The sequence below is a fragment of the Pseudoalteromonas sp. 2CM39R genome, from assembly GCF_023161845.1.
Genome location: NZ_JALNTM010000013.1, coordinates 114,651 through 136,773, shown reverse-complemented (window position 1 = coordinate 136,773; position 22,123 = coordinate 114,651). Strand labels below are relative to the sequence as shown.

23 protein-coding genes and 4 tRNA genes are annotated in these 22,123 nt (G+C 40.3%); 13 read left to right on the top strand and 14 right to left on the bottom strand.

Features of this window, described 5'->3' with window-relative positions; translation table 11 throughout:
- Positions 1-7: 7 nt before the first annotated feature.
- Entirely contained in the window at positions 8-1,438 is a 1,431-nt protein-coding gene (gene sthA, locus MTF66_RS25510; RefSeq protein WP_041709585.1) for a Si-specific NAD(P)(+) transhydrogenase, read from the top strand.
- Between the two features lie 69 nt (positions 1,439-1,507).
- Here the strand turns inward: sthA and hemE are convergent, their stop codons facing one another.
- Positions 1,508-2,572, bottom strand: a complete 1,065-nt coding sequence (hemE, locus tag MTF66_RS25505) for a uroporphyrinogen decarboxylase (RefSeq protein WP_008114207.1) — start codon at positions 2,570-2,572, stop codon at positions 1,508-1,510.
- 504 nt (positions 2,573-3,076) lie between these two features.
- Here hemE and MTF66_RS25500 point away from each other — a divergent pair.
- A complete protein-coding gene (locus tag MTF66_RS25500; RefSeq protein ID WP_010392345.1) occupies positions 3,077-3,547 on the top strand; it encodes an Rsd/AlgQ family anti-sigma factor in 471 nt (156 codons plus the stop codon).
- A 60-nt stretch (positions 3,548-3,607) separates the two neighbouring features.
- Here MTF66_RS25500 and fkpA read toward each other — a convergent pair whose 3' ends face one another.
- Entirely contained in the window at positions 3,608-4,360 is a 753-nt protein-coding gene (gene fkpA / locus MTF66_RS25495) for an FKBP-type peptidyl-prolyl cis-trans isomerase (RefSeq protein WP_021033142.1), read from the bottom strand.
- A 195-nt stretch (positions 4,361-4,555) separates the two neighbouring features.
- Between fkpA and MTF66_RS25490 the strand changes: the two genes are divergently transcribed.
- Both MTF66_RS25490 and MTF66_RS25485 read left to right on the top strand, forming a co-directional pair.
- On the top strand, positions 4,556-5,554 hold the full coding sequence (locus tag MTF66_RS25490) for a WD40 repeat domain-containing protein (protein WP_138621520.1): 999 nt from the start codon (positions 4,556-4,558) through the stop codon (positions 5,552-5,554).
- A complete protein-coding gene (locus MTF66_RS25485; RefSeq protein ID WP_010392339.1) occupies positions 5,541-5,756 on the top strand; it encodes a SlyX family protein in 216 nt (71 codons plus the stop codon). The genes MTF66_RS25490 and MTF66_RS25485 overlap by 14 nt, the downstream gene beginning before the upstream one ends.
- A 17-nt stretch (positions 5,757-5,773) precedes the next feature.
- Here MTF66_RS25485 and MTF66_RS25480 read toward each other — a convergent pair whose 3' ends face one another.
- Positions 5,774-5,977, bottom strand: coding sequence for a YheV family putative zinc ribbon protein (locus MTF66_RS25480; RefSeq protein WP_008114218.1), 204 nt, complete (start codon positions 5,975-5,977; stop codon positions 5,774-5,776).
- Positions 5,978-6,109: 132 nt separating this feature from the next.
- On the opposite strand from MTF66_RS25480, the gene MTF66_RS25475 reads away from it, so the two are divergent.
- Positions 6,110-8,029, top strand: coding sequence for an ATP-binding cassette domain-containing protein (locus MTF66_RS25475; protein ID WP_010392334.1), 1,920 nt, complete (start codon positions 6,110-6,112; stop codon positions 8,027-8,029).
- Complete coding sequence (locus MTF66_RS25470) at positions 8,016-8,432, top strand: TIGR02444 family protein (protein ID WP_010392333.1); 417 nt, start codon at positions 8,016-8,018, stop codon at positions 8,430-8,432. The genes MTF66_RS25475 and MTF66_RS25470 overlap by 14 nt, the downstream gene beginning before the upstream one ends.
- 97 nt (positions 8,433-8,529) lie before the next feature.
- Here MTF66_RS25470 and MTF66_RS25465 read toward each other — a convergent pair whose 3' ends face one another.
- The gene (locus MTF66_RS25465; RefSeq protein ID WP_010392331.1) at positions 8,530-8,751 is read right to left on the bottom strand and encodes a helix-turn-helix transcriptional regulator; all 222 of its coding nucleotides are present in this window, start codon (positions 8,749-8,751) and stop codon (positions 8,530-8,532) included.
- Positions 8,744-9,244, bottom strand: a complete 501-nt coding sequence (locus tag MTF66_RS25460; protein WP_138621518.1) for a hypothetical protein — start codon at positions 9,242-9,244, stop codon at positions 8,744-8,746. Before MTF66_RS25460 ends, MTF66_RS25465 begins: the two co-directional genes overlap by 8 nt.
- A gap of 588 nt (positions 9,245-9,832) precedes the next feature.
- On the opposite strand from MTF66_RS25460, the gene MTF66_RS25455 reads away from it, so the two are divergent.
- From MTF66_RS25455 to MTF66_RS25440, 4 genes are all read left to right on the top strand, one after another.
- Positions 9,833-10,819 (top strand): hydrolase, encoded by a 987-nt coding sequence (locus MTF66_RS25455; protein WP_138621516.1) that lies wholly within the window; start codon positions 9,833-9,835, stop codon positions 10,817-10,819.
- 2 nt (positions 10,820-10,821) lie between these two features.
- Entirely contained in the window at positions 10,822-11,067 is a 246-nt protein-coding gene (locus MTF66_RS25450) for a YheU family protein (protein ID WP_008114225.1), read from the top strand.
- Positions 11,068-11,127: 60 nt separating this feature from the next.
- The gene (locus MTF66_RS25445) at positions 11,128-12,318 is read left to right on the top strand and encodes a dipeptidase (protein WP_138621514.1); all 1,191 of its coding nucleotides are present in this window, start codon (positions 11,128-11,130) and stop codon (positions 12,316-12,318) included.
- Between the two features lie 174 nt (positions 12,319-12,492).
- The gene (locus MTF66_RS25440; RefSeq protein WP_138621512.1) at positions 12,493-13,404 is read left to right on the top strand and encodes a hypothetical protein; all 912 of its coding nucleotides are present in this window, start codon (positions 12,493-12,495) and stop codon (positions 13,402-13,404) included.
- A 126-nt stretch (positions 13,405-13,530) separates the two neighbouring features.
- On the opposite strand, the gene tuf is transcribed toward MTF66_RS25440, so the two are convergent.
- The 8 genes from tuf to murB form a co-directional block, all read right to left on the bottom strand.
- Entirely contained in the window at positions 13,531-14,715 is a 1,185-nt protein-coding gene (tuf, locus tag MTF66_RS25435) for an elongation factor Tu (RefSeq protein ID WP_109875886.1), read from the bottom strand.
- 135 nt (positions 14,716-14,850) lie between these two features.
- Positions 14,851-14,926: transfer RNA gene (locus MTF66_RS25430), tRNA-Thr, on the bottom strand.
- A 10-nt stretch (positions 14,927-14,936) separates the two neighbouring features.
- Positions 14,937-15,011, bottom strand: a tRNA-Gly gene (locus tag MTF66_RS25425).
- 46 nt (positions 15,012-15,057) lie between these two features.
- A tRNA-Tyr gene (locus tag MTF66_RS25420) sits at positions 15,058-15,142 on the bottom strand.
- 41 nt (positions 15,143-15,183) lie between these two features.
- A tRNA-Thr gene (locus MTF66_RS25415) sits at positions 15,184-15,259 on the bottom strand.
- Positions 15,260-15,385: 126 nt separating this feature from the next.
- Positions 15,386-16,084 (bottom strand): type III pantothenate kinase, encoded by a 699-nt coding sequence (locus MTF66_RS25410; protein ID WP_010392297.1) that lies wholly within the window; start codon positions 16,082-16,084, stop codon positions 15,386-15,388.
- On the bottom strand, positions 16,081-17,073 hold the full coding sequence (gene birA, locus MTF66_RS25405; RefSeq protein WP_138623640.1) for a bifunctional biotin--[acetyl-CoA-carboxylase] ligase/biotin operon repressor BirA: 993 nt from the start codon (positions 17,071-17,073) through the stop codon (positions 16,081-16,083). Before birA ends, MTF66_RS25410 begins: the two co-directional genes overlap by 4 nt.
- Complete coding sequence (gene murB / locus MTF66_RS25400; protein ID WP_138623638.1) at positions 17,070-18,080, bottom strand: UDP-N-acetylmuramate dehydrogenase; 1,011 nt, start codon at positions 18,078-18,080, stop codon at positions 17,070-17,072. The genes birA and murB overlap by 4 nt, the downstream gene beginning before the upstream one ends.
- Before the next feature lie 144 nt (positions 18,081-18,224).
- Between murB and MTF66_RS25395 the strand changes: the two genes are divergently transcribed.
- Positions 18,225-20,066 carry a M1 family metallopeptidase gene (locus MTF66_RS25395; protein ID WP_138623636.1) on the top strand — a complete coding sequence of 614 codons (1,842 nt, stop codon included), beginning with the start codon at positions 18,225-18,227 and terminating at the stop codon, positions 20,064-20,066.
- Between the two features lie 50 nt (positions 20,067-20,116).
- Here MTF66_RS25395 and MTF66_RS25390 read toward each other — a convergent pair whose 3' ends face one another.
- Positions 20,117-20,719, bottom strand: a complete 603-nt coding sequence (locus tag MTF66_RS25390) for a DUF2057 domain-containing protein (protein WP_138623634.1) — start codon at positions 20,717-20,719, stop codon at positions 20,117-20,119.
- A gap of 92 nt (positions 20,720-20,811) precedes the next feature.
- On the opposite strand from MTF66_RS25390, the gene MTF66_RS25385 reads away from it, so the two are divergent.
- Both MTF66_RS25385 and MTF66_RS25380 read left to right on the top strand, forming a co-directional pair.
- A complete protein-coding gene (locus MTF66_RS25385) occupies positions 20,812-21,183 on the top strand; it encodes a histidine triad nucleotide-binding protein (protein ID WP_010392287.1) in 372 nt (123 codons plus the stop codon).
- 211 nt (positions 21,184-21,394) lie between these two features.
- Positions 21,395-22,051, top strand: coding sequence for a response regulator transcription factor (locus tag MTF66_RS25380; RefSeq protein WP_008108518.1), 657 nt, complete (start codon positions 21,395-21,397; stop codon positions 22,049-22,051).
- The last annotated feature ends 72 nt before the right edge of the window (positions 22,052-22,123 follow it).

Genomic DNA, 22,123 nt, shown 5'->3' with positions numbered 1-22,123 from the left:
AGTGGCTGTGGCCAAACAACCAGAAAAGAAAAAAGTACCCGTGAGCTACCAATATGATGCAATCATTATTGGCACGGGTCCTGGCGGTGAAGGGACCGCTATGAACCTCTCTAAAAGTAACAAAAAAGTAGCGGTTATTGAACGCCAAACTGCTGTTGGTGGTGGTTGTGTTCACTGGGGAACCATTCCTTCAAAGGCACTTCGCCATTCGGTTAGTCGCTATATCGAATACAAAGCAAACCCTTTGTTTAACGTAGGTGAGCGCCCAGTAAGACTTACTTTTCCAGATATTTTACGCCATGCCAGCTCGGTAATTTCAAAGCAATCAAACTTACGCAGCAGCTTTTACGATCGTAACCGCATTCATATGTTTCAAGGCGATGCTAGCTTTGTTGATAAGCACACTATTGAAATTAGACGTAATGACGGTTCAACTGAACGCCTAACTGCACAAACTATTGTTATTGCTACCGGCTCACGCCCTTATCGCCCACCAGGTGTTGATTTCACCCATTCGCGTATTTATGAAAGTGACACAATTTTAGGCCTTGAACACGATCCTCATCGCGTACTTATATACGGCGCGGGTGTAATTGGCTGTGAATACGCATCTATCTTTAAAGGGCTAGGTGCAAAGGTTGATTTAGTAAATACTCGCGATCGCCTACTTGCGTTTATGGATGCTGAAATATCTGATGCACTTAGCTATCACTTTTGGAATAGTGGCATTGTTATTCGCCATAACGAAGAATTTGATCGCATTGAAACCCGCGATGACTGTGTTGTTATGCATTTAAAATCAGGTAAACGTGTAAAGGCTGACTGTATTTTATTTGCCAATGGCCGTACTGGTAATACCGATACACTGAATTTAGAAGCGATTGGCTTAAAAGCAGATAGCCGCGGACAAGTAAAAGTAAACGAAACCTACCAAACAGAAATAGACAATGTATACGCAGTAGGCGATGTTATTGGCTACCCAAGCCTTGCTAGTGCTGCATTTGACCAAGGTCGAATTGCCGCAGATGCCATTGCTTCTGGTAACTGCGATGAAAAGCTGATTATTGATATTCCAGCCGGTATTTATACTATTCCTGAAATGAGTTCTGTTGGTAAAACAGAGCAGCAATTAACTGCCGCAAAAGTACCGTATGAAGTGGGGCGTGCGCAATTTAAACACTTAGCCCGTGCGCAAATTGCAGGTACCGATGTGGGTAGTTTAAAAATATTGTTCCATACAGAAACCAAAGAAGTACTTGGCGTGCATTGCTTTGGTGAGCGTGCTTCTGAGATTGTTCACATTGGCCAAGCTATAATGGAACAAAAAAATGGTGGCAATACCATCGACTACTTTGTAAATACTACGTTTAACTACCCAACAATGGCAGAAGCTTATCGAGTTGCGGCATTAAATGGCTTAAACCGCTTGTTTAAGTAAAAACTTAAGTAAAACAGTTTGCACAAAAAAGCCCGCTAATTAGCGGGCTTTTTATTGTGAGTTCATAACTTACTTATGATATTGCGCACTTAGCTCATGCACAGCGTTAATAAATACACCCGCATTTTCTGGATCAACATCAGGTGTAATACCATGACCTAAGTTAAATACATGACCATTGCCAGTGCCAAAGTCTTCTAAAATAGTGCCGACTTCTTGGCGAATACGATCTGGCGTGCCGTGAAGCATTGAAGGATCCATATTGCCTTGTAGTGCCACTTTATCGCCAACACGACGTTTGGCATCACCAATATTAATAGTCCAATCTAGGCCTACTGCATCACAACCAGTTGCTGCAATTGCCTCAATCCATTGGCCACCATTTTTAGTGAATAAAGTAACGGGTACTTTACGGCCATCATTTTCGCGAATTAAACCATCAACGATTTTATGCATATACTGCAGTGAAAACTCATTGTAGTCACGCGGGCTCAATACACCGCCCCACGAATCAAATATCATCAGCGATTGTGCACCCGCTTTAACTTGCGCGTTTAAGTAATCAATCACTGAATCAGCTAGCTTATCAAGCAATAAATGCAGTGTTTGTGGCTCAGCAAATGCCATTTTTTTGATTTTACCAAAAACCTTACTGCTTCCGCCTTCAACCATATAAGTTGCAAGTGTCCAAGGTGAACCCGAGAAACCAATTAATGGCACTTCACCTTTAAGCTCACGACGAATAGTGCTTACAGCATTCATTACGTAGCCAAGCTCATCGGTAGGATCGAGTTTTGGAATTTTTTTAACATCGGCTAATGATGAAATTGGGCGTTCAAACTTAGGGCCTTCACCTGTTTCAAAGTACAAACCTAATCCCATTGCATCGGGAATAGTTAAAATATCACTAAATAAAATAGCGGCATCTAACGGGTAACGGCGCAGAGGTTGTAAAGTTACTTCACAGGCTAACTCAGCATTTCTACACAGGCTCATAAAATCGCCCGCTTGTGCACGTGTAGCACGGTATTCAGGTAAATAACGTCCAGCTTGACGCATCATCCATACTGGCGTGACATCAACAGGTTGCTTGGCAAGGGCACGTAAATAACGGTCGTTTTTTAATTCGCTCATAGCGTATAGAGTCCTAGGGCTTTTAGAAATTGTGCAAGATTGTACCACCATATTTGCGCCCCCTCTATCGCTAAGCGATTAAATCGCCTTAGAGTAGCGCTAGATCAAGTAATTTTTAGTTTTCATTTCGTTTTGTATATAAAACAACCTAACAAACGTTAACAATAAAAACTTTTCATTAAACTATTTGCAACATTTAAAAAAGCTTGGTATTGTTACTCCCGCGTTAACAAAACAATAACAAAAATCGTTAATACAAAAATAATAAAAATCTCTAATAAAAATAAGAATGCTTGTTTAAACAAGTCTAATAAAGAAATTAAACCACCGTAACAGGTGGTTTTTTCTTGCCTGAAATAAATTACTTACAACTTATACCTTAAACAAAACCCTCTGTGGTACTACATCTATTTTACTTGTTGATATACACGCCAATTAAATATATCTTGGATGATAGAAACTTTATTACCAATTAAAAATCCAACCCAGCTTAGGAGAAGAATTATGCTGAAGCGTGTAGAAAAAGCTCAACAAAAGTGGGGGGGTAGCCATACGGTCATCGACAATTGGTTAAACGAACGCCAAGAGCTGATTGTACTTTATTGTAAAATTGCAGGCTTTTCACCTTACGAGAAAAAAGATCAATCTTTGCCTGAACCATCACAAATTCAAGCATTTTGCCAAATCTTAATGGATTACCTATCGGCCGGCCACTTTGAAGTGTACGACGATATTGCTAAAGCTTGCGAAAAGAAAGGCTTAGAAAGCCAACAACTGGCAAATACTATATACCCACGTATTTCAGATACCACTGACATTGCTCTAGATTTCAATGACAAATACGCTGAAGTAGACGCAGAAGATTTGTTAGTAGGATTTGATAATGACCTATCGGTTATTGGTGAAGCACTCGAAGCGCGCTTTGCACTTGAAGATGAGTTAATTGATAACTTATATTCTAACCACACTGACTAATTAATTATTCAGTGCAATAAAAAAGGGACCTAAGGTCCCTTTTTTGTTTTATATAAATACTTATTCTGCAGCGGCAGCTTCTGCATCATTTTGAATTTCTAATAATTCAACTTCAAAAATAAGTGTTGAATTAGCAGGAATTTTACCTAAATCACGATCACCGTAAGCAAGATCTGAAGGAATGGTAAATTTGTACTTAGAACCAACAGTCATAAGTTGTAAACCTTCAGTCCAACCAGGAATAACACGGTTTAGTGGGAAAGTTGTTGGCTCGTTGCGTGAGTAAGAGCTATCAAATTCAGTACCGTCTAAAAGAGTACCTTTATAATGCACTTTAACTACGTCAGTCGCTACTGGCTTAGCGCCTTCGCCTTCGCTCATTACTTCGTACTGTAAACCAGACTCAGTAACCATTACGCCTTCTTTTTTAGCATTCTCAGTTAGGTATTTTTCACCCTCAACTTTGCTTTTTTCAGACTCTACTTTTGCTTTTTCTTCTTGTTTAGTACGCACTGACTCATCTAATGCTGTTAATACTTCACGAATTTTCTCTTCGTCAATTTTAGCATTACCAGCAAGTGCATCTTCAAATCCACGCATTAATAATGCTTGATCTAATTCGATACCAATCTCTTTTTTATCTGCTAGGTCTTTATTTAAAAAGTTACCTACAGATGCACCAATACCGTATGCTTGTTGTTGCGCTACAGTATCTAGCTTAACGTCTGCTTGCTCTTTTTTTGCTTCTTGATTACAAGCTGTAAGCGCTAAAACTGACGCTGCAATCAATGACAATTTAATCGTCTTTCTCATTTTAAATCTCCGACACACTTTGCAGTTGTCATTTATTGTAATATTACTAGTTAAAGATTAACGGCCTACATGGTAGGCTGCTTGTTTAATAGCTAAACTAAAAACATATCCAGTGATTAGACAAACAACCTAGGCGTTTTTCGCAACCTAGTCTAACCTCTCAGTCACGAAGAGTTAAGAGGAAATACCTGTAATATGTCGTTATTTCGTACTTTTTTAGTTGCTACCTGCTGTTTATTAACAATTGCATGTAGTGATGAAAAACAAAAAGCAGTGGCTAGTTTTGAGCACACAGCACAAGGTGCTTTCTCATCCGCACTATCGCATGATGGTCAATACAGCTTAGTGTCTTCTATCAATCATGGGGTCGCCCTTTGGGATAATCAACAGCAAGCGCTTAAATACCAATGGTTTCAACAACAGGCTGAAGATAGCTTAGTTTATGCCGTAGCCATTGCTTTTGATAATAGCGTGGCTGTTACCGCCGAAAAAACCACCTTTGCCGTTTGGGATATAGCCTCAGGCAAAAATAAAGGCTTTTACAAAATACAAAAAGCCAGCATCCGCGATATTGCCATTAGTAACCAAGGCAACAGTGTTATTTACGGGCGCAGCGATGGCGTTGTGGTATTTATAAACCTTAACACTGGCAGACGCATTGAATTTTTAGGCCACCAAGATAAAGTAAACACCGTAGACCTATCACCTAATGGGCGCTATGCATTGAGCGGCTCAAACGATTATGTGGCCTACTTATGGGATACCCAAAGTGGACAAGTTATCCATCGCTTTAATCACCCAACCCGAGTAACCCAAGTCGCTTTAGATCCTCAAGGACGTTATGCTTTTACCGCCGACAGTATGGCACAAGCAAATGTATGGAAGCTGACTACAGGTGACCTTGTTAGTAAACTAAAGTATATTGCGCGTCAGAAAATTTTTACTGCGGTGCGCTTTAACGACCAAGGCACTTTATTAGCAACCGGTTCACCCAACAAACGAGTGGATTTATGGCAGCTAAACAGTGGTGAAAAAATTCAAACATGGCAAGTGACCCCAAGAGAAGGCAGTAAGCCAAAATCGGCAGTGGTACTTGATGTGACATTTACAGATAACGGTAAATCATTGTTAACTGAAAGCTCAAGCGGAATCGCTGAGCGCTTTATTATACGAGAACCAAATGAACACAATTGAACATCGGTTAATGGAGCTTGAGGCTAAAGTGGCTTTTCAAGACGAAACGATTGAAATTTTAAATGATGAAATAAAAGTTCACCAGCAACAGATGGCAAAAATAAAGCGCCAAACCGAGTTGCTGGCTGAAAAACTTAAAGAGTCGCAGTCATCACAGCCTATGATGTCGAATATGCCAGAGCCACCGCCGCCGCATTATTAAGCAGCACTAACAAGGCACTAGTCGCCTGGATTAAACACGCCAATGATCTGTTCAAATTGGCGTGTTGATGCCTGTACTGCTTGCTCTGGTTGAGCCATTTTATGACCACATTGCATACATTCAACTTTTTCTACGTCGTGCTCTTTGTAAAGCATTAACATATCCATAGTTTTACACTCAGGACACGTTGCTCCAGCAATAAATCGTTTTTTATGTTTCACTTCGCTTTTCCTACCATTTTGACTGACGTTATTTTATCGCAATATTTGCCTACTTGATACGATTGATATGGCTAATAAGATCCGTGTTATAATGGCGGCAATTCAATCAAGGCACAGTAAAGTAACGTATTTATGATCCAAATCTCAGAAATAGAACTGCTTCGCGGTGGCAAAGCTTTATTAAAAAATGCATCGGCTACATTATTTCCAGAGCACAAAGTAGGCCTTGTTGGTGCCAATGGCTGTGGTAAGTCAACGCTATTTAGTTTATTAAAATCTGAGCTTTCGTTAGATGGCGGTAATTGCAGTATTCCTAAAGATTGGTCACTTGCCTCAGTAAAGCAAGAAACCCCCGCCCTTGAAATAAGCGCCATAGATTACGTACTGCAAGGCCACCCTGAATACTACGCACTAAGAATTGCGTTGCGTGAAGCCGAGCAAAATCACGATGGCGACACTCAAGCTAAAGTGCATATTCAGCTTGAAAACATTAAAGGCTATAGCATAGAAGCCAAGGCAGGTGAGCTGTTACATGGTTTAGGCTTTGCTAATAATCAAATAGAAAACCCGGTAAGTGCATTTTCGGGTGGTTGGCGCATGCGCTTAAACTTAGCCCAAGCGCTTATTCGCGATGCCGACTTACTGTTACTGGATGAGCCAACAAACCACCTTGATTTAGATGCCGTGTATTGGCTCGAGCGTTTTTTACGTGCCTACACCGGCACGCTAGTACTTATTTCTCATGACCGTGAGTTTTTAGACGCTGTGGTCGATCAAATTTGGCATATAGATAAACAACTTATTAATGTGTACAAAGGTAACTACTCGCAGTTTGAACGCCAAAAAGCTGAGCGCCTATTGCAGCAGCAAGCCATGTTTGAAAAACAACAAGAACAAATAGCGCATCTTGAGCAGTTCATTACCCGCTTTAAAGCCAAAGCCAGTAAAGCCAAACAGGCACAAAGCCGTGTTAAAGCGCTAGAGCGCATGGAAAAACTTGCCCCAGCACATGCTGACTCGCCATTTGATTTTGAATTTGCTGAGCCAACCGCCCTGCCCAATCCGCTAATGACACTCGACAAAGCCAAAGCCGGTTATGGCGATGTCACCATTTTAAACAGTATTAAGCTGAACTTAGTACCAGGCAGCCGTATTGCACTACTGGGTAGAAATGGCGCAGGTAAATCAACACTGATTAAGTTACTGTCAGGTGACTTACAGCCTCAAGCAGGTGAAGTGTTTCAGCATCAAGGCTTAAACATTGGCTACTTTGCGCAGCATCAACTGGAGTCTCTAGATTTAAAAGCCAGTGCCGTCACTCACCTGCAACGCTTAAACCCTAAAGCCAGCGAACAATCATTGCGTGACTTTTTAGGCGGTTTTGCCTTTGTAGGCGATAAAGCACTCGACCCTGTAGCTCCCTTTTCTGGCGGTGAAAAAGCTCGTTTAGTACTGGCTATGTTGGTTTATCAAAAACCAAATTTACTACTACTCGATGAGCCAACCAACCACCTTGATTTAGAAATGCGCCACGCTTTAGTTATGGCATTACAAGGCTTTGAAGGCGCTATGGTCACGGTATCGCATGACCGTCATATGCTTAAAAATACCGCCGATGAATTTTATTTAGTTGATAATGGCGAGGTCACCCAATTTGGCTACGACCTAGATGCATATTATCAGTGGCTGCTTAATGCTAATAAAGAAGCCGCTAAAAACGACACCGACGAAGAGCCAAAAGCCCATTCACAAGTTAACCGTAAAGAGCAAAAGCGCTTAGAGGCAGAGTTTAGAAAAGCGATTCAGCCGCTGAAAAAGCAAATTGAAAAACTTGAAAAGCAATTAGATAAATTTGCTGCAGAACTAGCTGACGTTGAAGAGGCGCTAGGCGATAACACTCTCTATAACGACGAAAATAAAGGCAAGCTTAAAGAGTTAATTACTAAACAAGCCACACTTACGCCTAAGCTTAACGATGTTGAAGAAGAGCTACTTATGGCCCTTGAAGAAATGGAACAAAAAGAGCAGGCATTCGCCGATGAACTTGCTTAAAAGCAACGATTTTTGGCAGTTTGCATGTAACCTTTATAGCAAAGGTGACATGCAAACGCGCCTGTTGGATTATCAAAACCAGCTAGGTAAAAACGTCAACCTATGCTTGTTGCTGTATTACTTAGATTCTCTCAATCTAGCTATTAACCAAACACAGCTAAACAAGCTTGAACAATCAATTAGTGAGTTTGATAAGCTGGCATTGAAGCCTCTACGAGCCACACGTGCCTACTTAAAAGCCAATCAAGCCGAGATTACAGATTACGCCGCAATTCGAAAAGCACTTCTCGGTGCCGAGCTAAAATTAGAGAAGCAGCAACAAATAATATTGATTGATGAAGTTAATAGTATGAATTTAACACCTTGTGCAACGCCCAATAACAGCGATAAATATTTGTCATAATTTTTCACTATTAATTTCATCAGATCATAAAGCCATTTATATTATGAATATTAGCTCTTATATACATGGTTACTTTGGTTTACTTTTATACACCAAGCTATATATCTTTAGTTTTGTATTGAAATACCTCTTCTAAAGGTAAGTTAAAAACTAAAGAAATTTTAAAAGCCACCTCTAAAGTGGGTGAATATTTATTTGCCTCAATTGCCATTACCGTTTGCCGCGTTACGCCAATAGCATCTGCTAACTGCTTTTGCGTCATTTCATCGCGTAAAAAGCGTAATGTTCGAATAGAGTTAGTTATTGCATACTCACTCATAGATATTACCCGTTCTGCCTTTATAAAGCTGCGCTATGTAATTGACTATTTCGGCAACCAAAAAAGCGCCTACCATGATATGCATTGGTAAATATGGAATATTATATTCGATAGCTGGGCCCCAGTTATTAGCTTCAATTTGATATTGAAAAATAGCAACACAAATTCCCGCCTGTAAGATTATGGCCTTGTATTTATAACCCACTAAATTTATTTGCTTTTCTCTCACATCAGGTGGCTGATTTAATTCATTATCACTGATAAATGTAAGTAATAAATAGCTCAATACTATAAGTATCACAGAATAAATTAACACCTGTAGCAATAAGCCAGATAACCAAGAAACAGAACTAAGCTGCTGCGTACTCGCATTCATTAGGCTGTTTACATAAAAGTAAGATATGTACACGCTTACTAGTAAATCGATACTCAGCGTCAGTTCTCTAAAACTTATGCTTTGTAAAAGTTCTTTAAAGTGCTCTGAACGAGTCATATAAAGCTAACTCCAAGTAAAATATTTTTGACTTTTAAACTATAAGTTCACTTTTTAGCCATGTCAAATATATTTAACATAAGGTTTGTTTTATTTAACCTAAAACAAAGCAACGGTTATTCAAAGCTGAACTTTGCTGACCATCTTTATTATAAAAGTGATTAAAAAATCGCAGATAATTTACTAAAAAGTGCAAAATCGACTTAACTTTATTGATCAAAATCAACATCTGCATTGCCCATTTTATAATCTGTAAAATAGCTTGATCTGGATCATATCAAGTACCACTGAGCCAGCCTATGATTACCCCATAGACATCAGGAGGCAATTATGGACGTATTCTTTAGAGATTTTTTTAGCGACCCAGTACTATTTTTATCATTTGGATTTTTAGGCGTCGTTATTAGTTTATGCCTCTTCTTTGTGTATTTTTTCATGAAAAAAGTACACGATGCAGATATTAAAGAACAGCATTAAGCACGACGCACAAAGCGCCTTATTAGTTTACTGATTAGGCGCTTTTTATTTTTAAATATAAAAAATTTGCTACACTAGCGCTTCGTTAATTGCAAAGTGCGTAGTACAGACATGATCCCTAAGTTCAAACCCGCATGGTGGATGACCAACCGACACGTTCAAACCATAATACCGCGTTTTTTCCGCCCTTTTCATCATACTCGCTACGAACTTGCGCAACTTGATACGCCCGACGGTGATTTTATTGAGCTTGCTTGGTCACTCCCGCATAACGAAAAAGCACCACTCGCAGTGGTACTTCATGGACTTGAAGGCAATATCAACAGTTTTTATGCCAAAGGCATGATGAAGGCATTAAAAAAGCAAGGCTTTGCTGTCGTATTGATGCACTTTAGAAACTGCTCAACCGAAGTAAACCGCTTACCAAGAGCCTACCATAGTGGCGACACCGCCGATTTAGCTTTTTTTATAAATCATTTAAAACAACAGTTTCCAAATCGCCCTATTGTAGCGGTGGGTTTTTCATTGGGTGGTAATGTACTGGCTAAGTATTTAGGCGAAGAAAACATTCATAGCCCGCTTAACGCAGCTGCCGTGATATCTGCGCCCTATGATTTATCATCATCTAGTGATGTTATTCGTAAAAGCTTAGGTAAAATTTATCAAAAATATTTGCTCGATCGAATGAAAAAGTCGATGCAACGTAAATTACCGCAAATTAAACAGCAGATACCGATCACCACTGATCAATTAATGGAAATTGACGATTTATTAGAGTTCGATAACCAGCTTACAGCACCGTTGCATGGCTTTGAGAATGCACACGATTACTACAAAAAAGCCAGTGCGATGCCATATTTAAAAGATATTGCGACACCTACACTAATTATTCATTCCAAAGACGACCCTATGCTGTCGATTAAAGCGGTTCCAAGTAGTCAGGATGTAAGTGAGCATGTTACGCTGCGTATATCTGAAAAAGGCGGCCACGTTGGCTTTATTAGCGGTAACAATCCACTTAAGCCCGTGTATTGGTTAGAGCAAGTAGTGCCTGACTATTTTAAGCAATGTGTATTTAATAACACCGATAAAGAGTGACTATGATTATTCCTTTTGAACAACTTGATAAAGACACACTGTACAACCTAATTGAAAGCTATGTACTGCGTGAAGGCACAGATTATGGCGAACAAGAATTCAGTATTGAAAGTAAAGTGGCGCAAGTGAATCAGCAATTAAAAAGCGGCGAAGCTATGGTGTTTTTCTCTGAACTGCACGAATCGGTCACCATAATCTCTAAAAGTGAATTCAAAGCACTGCAAAGTGAAGCGCAATTCGACGAGTAAACTTGTCAGACACGGCGTAAAAATAGACAATGGTTTTTTTAACTCAAAGAGCCATTATAAATGATAAAACTAAGCTCACTAGTTGCTGCAATGTCGATTGCATTAACCGGCGCAGTCAGCGCTGAAATAACCCCTTCAGATAAAGCAATTAAGCTTGCTCACGATACCATTTTAATCGACACTCACATTGATGTACCTTACCGCATTCATGATAAATGGGCGGATGTAACTAAAGCCACTGAGGGCGGCGATTTTGACTACCCTCGTGCAGTAAAAGGCGGTTTAAACGCGCCATTTATGTCGATTTATATTCCTGCTCATTTAGAGTTTGAAGGCAAAGGAAAAAGCTTTCAATTAGCGAATCAATTGATTGATGGTATGGAAGCGATTGCGTTTCGTGCTCCAGATAAGTTTGCCATTGCCAGCTCAACAAGCGATATAGAAGCACAATTTGCGCAAGGTAAAATGTCGATTGCCATGGGTATGGAAAACGGATCGCCTATCGAGGGCGAAATGAAAAACCTACAACACTTTTTTGATCGTGGCGTGCGTTATATCACCCTAGCTCACTCGCAAAGCAATCATATTTCTGACTCATCATACGATATTCGTCGCAAGTGGAAAGGCTTAAGCCCATTCGGTAAAGAGCTAGTAAAAGAGATGAATAACATCGGCATGCTGATTGATGTATCGCATATTTCGGACGATGCATTTTATCAAGTAATGGAATTGTCTAACACACCCGTTATTGCGTCACACTCTTCACTACGTAAATACACGCCGGGTTTTGAGCGTAATATGAATGACGACATGCTGTTAGCCCTTAAAAAGAACGGTGGTGTGATTCAAATTAACTTTGGTTCAAGTTTTGTTACTTCAAAAGCCGGAAGTTGGTACGATCAATTCAAAAGTAAAAAACAAACAATTACTGAAGAAGGCAAAAAAGTAGCTAAAGATTTTGATGCGATGTACCGCGCTAAAAATCCATTTCCATTTGCTAGCCTTGAGCAAGTTCTTGATCATATTGATCACGTTGTGAAGCTAATTGGTATCGATCATGTTGGTATTGGCTCTGATTATGACGGTGTAGGTGACTCACTGCCTATCGGCTTAAAGGATGTATCTAGCTACCCTAACCTAGTTCAAGGTTTGATGGACAGAGGTTACAGTGATACCGATATTAAAAAGATTTTAAGCGGCAATACACTAAGAGTGTGGAAGCAAGCTGAGCAATACGCAAAATCGCATTAAGCTTTACGCGCTAGGCTTAGGTCTAGCGCTTATAGCCAATTTAAACACCGTATTTCACCACTCACGCCCCGCCTTCTTAATTAACTTGTATATTTCATCCTCATTTACCACATTTTTTAACAGACTTATATTTCGAAAACAGATAAATTACCCATTTTAGAGGCAGATTATTTTATGACTATAAACAAAGGAACTATTGCGATTACTATAGCAACACTTGCCTTGGTAATTTCATGCTACGGAACATTTTTTAAAGATCAGCCCAGTTCGCTTAATAAGCCCAAGCAGCAACAGCTAAGTCCCACAGTTTCTATTAGTACACATGCAGAATATCAGCAATTAAATGAAGCCTTAATTGACGAACTAAGCAAGAAAGTAAGTTCGCTACAACGCAAAGTAGCAAACTTAACACTGCACGCTAATGGCTCTTATCAAGAACAAGATACCGACGAATTTAAGGAACTTGTTCTTGACGTACTAGAGGAAAAACAGCAGCAAGAAGATGAAAAACGACGTGAACAAAATCCTCTTTATAGCTTTTATGCAGACTTACCAGAAGACTATGATTTAAGGATCAAATCAGAACCTGATTATGCAAAACAAATAAACTCTCAATTAAGAGAGCAAACCTTAGATCCAAGCATCTCTGATTTAAATAGGTTAGCTGCACTTAGCCAACTGCAAATGAATATGTATATTCTAAATAAATCTACTATGCCTGAGTATGACTATGAAGTAGTAGGTAACATTTTAAATTTAGCGAACAACAGTAGTGATGAAAAATTTAAAATTCAAGCTATTGAGTTATCAACTCAAACACCGGTACTTGATTACCGCCTTGCAGAGCAATTTACAAACTTGTTAGAGCAAGACTCGAATGATTATATCCGTCGCTTAGCTGCACAAGGGTTGATGGCGCAATACTACCAAGCTCAAAATAAACAAGATGGTTATACGAAGCAAATGGCGCAGCATCTACTATCAGTTTATAACAACAGCTCTGGCAATGCAGTCAGGGCAACGCTTGACGAAATGATGGGTAACCAAGATATGCTTGATGAATTACGTAAGAATGCTGGTTACTAACTGATTAAGTTCATGCTCCCACTCTGTTACAGCGATAACATTAATACTTAAATTTTACTTCAGACATTAAAAAACCCGAGGCTAAGCTCGGGTTTTTTTTAATGCTTAATGCATTACAACAGTTGATTACTCAACGATAGTTGCAACAACACCAGCACCAACAGTACGGCCACCTTCACGGATAGCGAAACGAAGACCTTCGTCCATCGCGATTGGCGCGATTAGAGTTACTGTCATCTTAACGTTATCACCAGGCATTACCATTTCTACGCCTTCTGGTAACTGTACGTCACCTGTTACGTCAGTTGTACGGAAGTAGAACTGTGGACGGTAACCTTTGAAGAATGGAGTATGACGACCACCTTCATCTTTAGAAAGTACGTATACTTCTGAAGTGAATGTTGTGTGTGGGTTGATTGAACCAGGCTTAGCTAGTACTTGACCACGTTCAACGTCTTCACGCTTAGTACCACGTAGAAGTGCACCAATGTTCTCACCAGCACGACCTTCGTCAAGAAGCTTACGGAACATCTCAACACCAGTACAAGTAGACTTAGTAGTCTCTTTGATACCAACGATTTCAACTTCGTCATTCACGTTGATGATACCAGCTTCAACACGGCCAGTTACAACAGTACCACGACCTTGGATTGAGAAAACGTCTTCGATAGGCATGATGAATGGCTTATCGATGTCACGCTCTGGCTCTGGAATGTAAGAATCTAGTGCTTCTGCAAGCTCTACGATTTTAGCTTCCCATTGCTCTTCGCCTTCAAGTGCTTTAAGTGCAGAACCTTGAATTAGTGGTAAGTCATCACCTGGGAAGTCGTATTCAGAAAGAAGTTCACGAACTTCCATTTCTACTAGCTCAAGTAGCTCTTCATCATCAACCATGTCACATTTGTTCATGAACACAACGATGTAAGGAACGCCAACTTGGCGAGAAAGTAGGATGTGCTCACGAGTTTGTGGCATAGGACCGTCAGTCGCAGCAACTACTAAGATAGCGCCGTCCATTTGAGCAGCACCTGTGATCATGTTTTTAACATAATCGGCGTGTCCAGGACAATCTACGTGTGCGTAGTGACGAGTAGGCGTATCGTACTCAACGTGTGAAGTTGAGATTGTGATACCACGCTCGCGCTCTTCTGGAGCGTTATCGATTGATGCGAAATCTTTAGCAACACCGCCGTATACTTTTGCAAGTACGTTAGTGATTGCTGCAGTTAGTGTAGTTTTACCGTGGTCAACGTGGCCGATTGTACCAACGTTTACGTGCGGTTTTACGCGTTCAAACTTTTCTTTTGCCATGACGGAACCTATCAGTTTTGTGTATCTAGATTACATATGAAAATAATCCACCATAGGTAGATTAAGTTAATTTTTTCAAATTTCAAATAGTTTTTTCTGACAGATAAAGGAAGTGTTTAAGGAGATTCGATTGACTGGTGCTGATAGGCAGATTTGAACTGCCGACCTCACCCTTACCAAGGGTGCGCTCTACCAACTGAGCTATATCAGCATCATCAAATTGGAGCGGGCAGCGGGAATCGAACCCGCATCATCAGCTTGGAAGGCTGAGGTAATAGCCATTATACGATGCCCGCTTTAAGGAACCTGTTCTTAAACTACCTCTAACCGTCTAGAATAAAGTGGTGGAGGGAGCTGGATTCGAACCAGCGAAGGCTGAGCCGTCAGATTTACAGTCTGATCCCTTTGGCCGCTCGGGAACCCCTCCACGATAATTCTTTATACTAAGCACTTCCGGTAAAAGGAAAGTGGTGCCGACTAACCGAGTCGAACGGTTGACCTACTGATTACAAGTCAGTTGCTCTACCAGCTGAGCTAAGTCGGCACTGCTTTAGTACGGGGCGAGATTCTAGAGTAAGGTTTATTGGGATGCAACCAAAAAATTAAAAAAAATGTGATTTTATGCTTCAAACGCTCACTATTCGCGCAAAAAGCGGTTTTTTTGTTGTTTTTAACTCTTTTTAGCTAACTCATACCAGTAATTTAAGCCTTTCATCACTAGCATTGGGTCGAAAATACTGTCTGAAAAATACCCTTGTAATAGCTGACCATAACCACCAGCAAAAATTAAAAGGCTATTTTTTGTATTTAAATGCAGCTTTGCTTGTTCAATTGCGCCAATAGTTGCCACTAAAGCACCATTTTTTAATCCGTTAGGAGTGTTTTTGCCAAGCTCATTAGCAAATGGCGTGTTTTCATCATCAAATACGCGCTGAGTATTTTGAGTGAGTGAGGCAGTCATTAAATCAAGCCCTGGTAATATCCAACCACCTAAGTGCTGTCCATCATTATTAAGGACGTCTATAGTCGTTGCCGTGCCAGCATCAACAACAATTGCGGCCGTATTAGGGTAAAGCGTATAACCACTAATGAGCGCCAACCATCTATCTATACCCAAATTACCCACTTGTTGATACGCGCAATGCAACGTACCGAGCTCATGACTAACCGTAGCCTCAAAGCAATCGATATTTTGTGCTTGGGCTTTTTCTAATAGCTGCTTGAGTAATTCACTACGACCCACACAAGCGTAAACAACAACCGTAATTTGCAGCCATGGAATATTATTAGTATCGCATGGCTGTATTTGCCCATCTTGCCACAATACAGCTTTGAGCGAGGTATTACCTACATCAATGAGTAATCTCATGCTTGCGCCTTTCTTAATGAAATCTCACCGCCATAATAACTTTTCACTTCACCGTCTTGGCGAATACGTACACCACCGTGCGCATCTATACCTTCACAAATGCCACACCAGCTACGATGCCCGGTATTAAGCTCTACCTGCTGACCAGCAAATGCATTTAATGCATTCCATTGTTGATACATAGTTTGTAAGCCATTCTCACGATATTGCGCTAAGCGTTGCTCTAAACAATAAGTTAATGAAGCTACTAGTTGATTTTTATCTAGCTGCTGGGTGTGCTGACTTAAATCGGTCCACGCTTGGTCAATGTACTGACTGGCACTTTGTGGCATATTTAAATTAATACCAATCCCTATTACCAACTTACATGGCCCTTGTGGCTGCCCATCTAATTCTACCAAGACACCTGCGAGTTTTTGTTTGTTTATATAAATGTCGTTTGGCCATTTAAGCTCTACTTCAATACCATAAAGTGCTTTTATCGCATCATACACCGCTAAACCAACAGCAATTGATACGCCCATCGCGGCTTGTAAGCCATCGTCTAAGCGCCAAAAATAACTGTAGTATAAGTTTGCACCAAAGGGTGATTGCCATACTCGGCCTCGACGCCCCCGCCCTGCTTGCTGCATTTCGGCTACAATCACGGTGCCCGATTCGAGCGCTGCTTTAGCTTGAATACGGCGCATTAACTCGCTGTTGGTTGAATCAATCAGTGGTTGCACTTCAATATTCGCGGTATTAGCGCCTAACTCAGCATAGTGCTGCTGTATGCTTTGCTGATTAAGTAAACCTACTTGGTTATTTAAGCAATAGCCTTTACCTGAAACTTTAAATACATCTAAGCCCATAGCCTGTAAGCTTTGAATATGCTTACTTACCGCCGCGCGACTTATTCCTAATTCATCACCTAGTGCTTGCCCAGAGACAAACCCACCTTCATTCAGTGCATTTAAAATAGCCAGCTTGTTTCCATCTGGTGCCTTCATACTGATTGCTCCAAAGAGATATGGCATTCATTGTCTTGATCAATTAACCGCACTTCGTGTTCTAAACTTATGTTGTAACGTGTTAAAACAATATCCTGAATGTGAGCAATCATATTAATTAAATCATCCCCTGTACTATTACCATGATTAACTAGTACCAGCGCTTGTTGTTGATGCACTTCTATACCTGCAATTTTATATCCCTTTAATCCCGCTTGCTCTATTAACCACCCTGCAGCTACTTTATGGTGACCGGCACCATGCGGGTAATGAGGTACCTCAGGATATGTCGTAATTAACTGTGCTAATTCACTATTGGTGATAATAGGGTTCTTAAAAAAACTGCCTGCATTAGCCAGCTTATAGGGATTTGGGAGTTTGCTGTTACGCGTTTGTATCACTTGTGCGCACACTTGCTGTGGCGTCGGGTTTTTTAGTTGTTGTAGCGGCCCATAACTGAGTACTGGCTGCCATATTTTGGACAACTTAAAGTGCACTTGGGTGATCACTGCTTTATTTTTTAGCGCGTGTTTAAATACCGATTCACGATAAGCAAAGTGACATTGCTGATTAGTTAAAGATTTAAAGCTACCGCTATCAATATCAAAATAGTCAACAGCTTCAATAAACTGAGCTATTTCTACGCCATAGGCACCAATATTTTGTACTGGTGCAGCGCCGACTGTACCAGGGATGAGAGCTAAGTTTTCAAACCCCGCGATACCTTGCTCCAGCAAGTAAGTCACTAATTGATGCCAATTTTCACCGGCAGCTACACTAACTAAAAAGTTATGCGAGCGCTCAGTTATAGTAATGCCTTGGGTTGCCATTTTAATGACCGTGCCTGCATAGTCATTTAAAAAAATAGTATTACTGCCCTCACCCAACAAACAAAAAGGGACTTTAAAGCACTGACTTTTAAGCTGCGCTGAGTCGGTAATCTCGACAAAATTTTGGCATTGGCTACTTAATGCAAATGTATGTAGGGGTTGTAATGAGTGCGGCACAAAGCCCTCTAAAGGTAGCAGTAATTAATCGCTCTAGTTTAACTCATCGTCGCAAATTGCGCATCAGCTTGTAAAAATTGTTCAACCCACTGCAGCAATCATGATATAAAACCTGCACTTTTTTTATTTGTACTCAAGGTAATTATGAAAATCAAACCTCTTTTTTTAAGCCTCGCTATGGCAGGTATGTGCTCGCAAGCAATGGCCAGCGCTATTGATCAAAATTCCTACGCCAACCTTGATGATGTTATCACCACGCATTTAAACCTTGATTTAGACATCGACTTTGCTGATAAGCAATTGGAAGGTTTTGTTGAGCATACGCTACAGTGGCAAAATGCCAACAGTAAAAAGCTAGTACTTGATACCCGTGATCTTGATATTGATAAAGTGATGTATCAAACGGCAAATGGCAATTGGCATAAAGCTAGTTTTAACCTTGCTAACCGCGATGATGTTAAAGGCTCAAAACTAACTATTACCTTTAAAAATCAAGCACAAAAAGTTCGTATCTACTATAACAGCCGCCCAGAAGCGTCTGGCTTACAGTGGTTAACGCCAGAGCAAACTGCCAGTAAAACTCACCCGTTTATGTATAGCCAATCGCAAGCGATTCATGCACGTAGTTGGATCCCAGTGCAAGATACCCCAGCAATGCGTGTAACTTATAATGCGCGCATTCATACCCCTGAGGATATTCGTGCAGTAATGAGTGCTGATAATAAAGATGCTCTTTATAAAGATGGTGATTACCACTTCACTATGCCACAAGCAATTTCACCTTACTTAATTGCAATTGGTGCAGGTAACTTAGAATTTAAGGCCATGTCTAAGCAAACTGGTATTTTTGCAGAGCCAACTATTTTAGACGCCTCGGTTGCTGAATTTAATGACACCCAAGCGATGATCGACAAAACCAATGCCATGTACGGCGACTATGCATGGGGTCGTTATGATTTACTTATGCTACCACCTAGCTTTCCGTTTGGTGGTATGGAAAACCCACGCTTATCATTTATTACGCCTACGGTTGTTGCCGGCGATAAAAGCTTAGTTAATCTGATTGCGCATGAACTTGCACATTCTTGGTCTGGCAACTTAGTGACGAACGCTACATGGGAAGATTTATGGTTAAACGAAGGTTTTACCTCTTACGTTGAAAACCGCATTATGGAAGAGGTATTTGGGCGTGACCGTGCTGTTATGGAACAAGCACTTGATGCAGCTGGCCTGCGTGCGCAACTTAAAACCATTGATGCCCCAGATACACGCCTTAATTTAAAACTAAATGGCCGCGATCCGGATGATGCGTTTAGCTCAGTGCCTTACACAAAAGGTCAGCTATTTTTAATTTACCTAGAAGAAAAATACGGCCGTGATAAGTTTGATGACTTTGTTAAGACCTATTTTAATGAGTTTGCATTTAAATCGCTAACCACTGCGCAATTTGTTTCTTACATCAAAGCTAACTTAATTGAAAAGTATCCAGGCGTAGTGAGCATGGATAAAGTAAACGAGTGGATTTTTCAGCCCGGTTTACCAAGTGATGCACCTAACCCAACCTCTGACGCGTTCGATAAAGTCGATACTGTAACAGCGAGCTGGTTAAAAGGGGATACAACTGCCGCACAATTACCCACTGCAAATTGGACTGTGCATGAGTGGCTACACTTTTTAAACAACTTACCGCGCGATTTAAGCATTGAAAAAATGACTGAATTAGACAGCGAGTTTAACTTAACCCAATCAACCAACGCAGAACGTGCGTTTGCATGGTACATGCTAGCAGTAGGTAATGGTTACCAACCGATTTACCCTGCGCTTGATAAGCATTTATCGGGTATTGGTCGTCGTAAGCTTATCGTGCCGCTTTATAAAGCGCTTATTACCAATGGTAAAAAAGATTGGGCACAAAGCGTATACTTAAAAGCACGTCCGGGTTATCACCCACTGGCGCAAGGTACCATTGACGCATTATTTAAATAGCGTTATCAATAAATTAAAAAGGGCCAACTTGGCCCTTTTTTAATGCTTAATTATTTTGTTACTTTATCTAAAAAAGCCTGCCTTTCAGCGAGCGTTGCTTGTTGCCACCAAAAGTCGAGCATATTGGCAGCGCTTGGCATGCCCTTACCATTAATTGGCGCAATCGGTTTAATTGGGCGGCTTGGTTTTTGTGGGCCGGCAGGGGTTTCTGAGGCCTGCTGATTAAACTGTGAACTTTGTAGTTGTCGTTCAGCTATCACATTTAATGGCTCAGCTAAGGTACTGCCTTTTGCTTTTAAGCTTACTTGCGGTGCCTCAGCAAATACTTTCGCTGCCACCGCATTTTCAGCACGATTAAATACTAAGGTGTAATCTTTACCTGCTTCAACAGTTACATTGACCCAAAAAGGCTCTGACTCAATCACTTCGTGATCGTCATAACCTAAATCATATAAATCTGTGTATTTAAGCTTTAACTGATAAGTACCCGGTGCTAATTCAACATCATCAACACGACTAAAAATCGAACTTTCAATGACTCGTTCACCCACTTGTAAAGGAACAAACTCCTCTGGAAAGTAAATGTTTTCTGCCAAACTAGATGCACTCACCAAGAGCGCCGCTACACTGCCTAATAATATTGATTTACGCATAATTACTCCTTTAGTTGATTTCAGTTTGACACTGCTGGCAAAATTTGTCATTAGTGACATACATATTAATCGAACAAATTAGAGTCATCATTATGAGTCAAGAGACTATTTTTACTAAAATTATTAATCGTGAAATTCCTGCTGACATTATTTACGAAGACGACCTAGCACTTGCATTTAAAGATATTAACCCTCAAGCACCCTTTCATGCGTTGATTATTCCTAAACAAGCCATTGCCACGATTAATGATGTCACTGAGGAAAACTCACATCTTGTTGGTCATCTATATGTGGTAGCGGCTAAGCTTGCCAAACAACTTAATTTTAGCGATGACGGCTACCGCGTGGTGATGAACTGCAATGAACACGGTGGACAAACCGTTTACCATATTCATTTGCATATGCTGGCGGGAAAAGAAATGGGCTGGCCTCCGTATCAAAACACTAAAAAAGTTGCCCTTTAGTCACCCATTAAATCCTGTATCTTAAAAAATACATTAAAAATACGGCGTTTTTCTTATATACCAAAAAAACAATTACTTATTTGCAACATTTTATGTTTAAATAATTGGAAATCGCACCTTTTCTCCAGTGAAATTGTTATTCCCTAATACAAAAGGTGTGCAGGGATCGTGGTAAGATTAATTAGCCAGCTTTATAAAAGAGTAAAAAAACATGAGCAGTTCAGCCTTTTTGTTGTTAGACGAAGAACCAATTAACACTATTGGTATTAACGTTTTAGAGCCTTTGTTAAAAACACAGGGCCTTGACGTAACTACGGGTACAAATATTTTAGATGTTCCGGTAGGTACTCGCTTATTGTTCATTGAAACATCAAGTAAAGACGCGTGGACTAAGCTAAAAGAACAACTCGTTAATTTGCGTATCAAATGCGATATTGTGTTGTTTAATTTAGATGAAAACCCAGAGCTCGCTAATCGTGCATTACTCAGTGGTATTCGCGGTGTATTTTACACCACCGATAATGCTGATGTACTCATGAAAGGGATTCGTTTACTACTTGAAGATCAGCTTTGGTATCGTCGTGATATTATGTGTAATGCGCTTAACCGCATGCTGCAATTTAATAAAGACGCACTACACAAGCTAACCGATGGTGATATTGAGCCAATCAAACTCACTAAACGTGAAAAAGCAATTATCTCGTTAATGAGTAATGGTTCTAAAAATAAAGAAATTGCTGAAGAGTTAAGCATTAGCCCGCACACGGTTAAGACTCATTTATACAGTGCATTTAGAAAAACTAAATGTCGTAACCGTATTGAACTACTCTCTTGGGCACAACAAAATATTCCTGACGAGATTCGTTAAGGCTTATTTTAATAAATTCAATACAGGCACTTTAGGTGCCTGTTTTTATATCTTCTTTAAAATGGGGTCTTA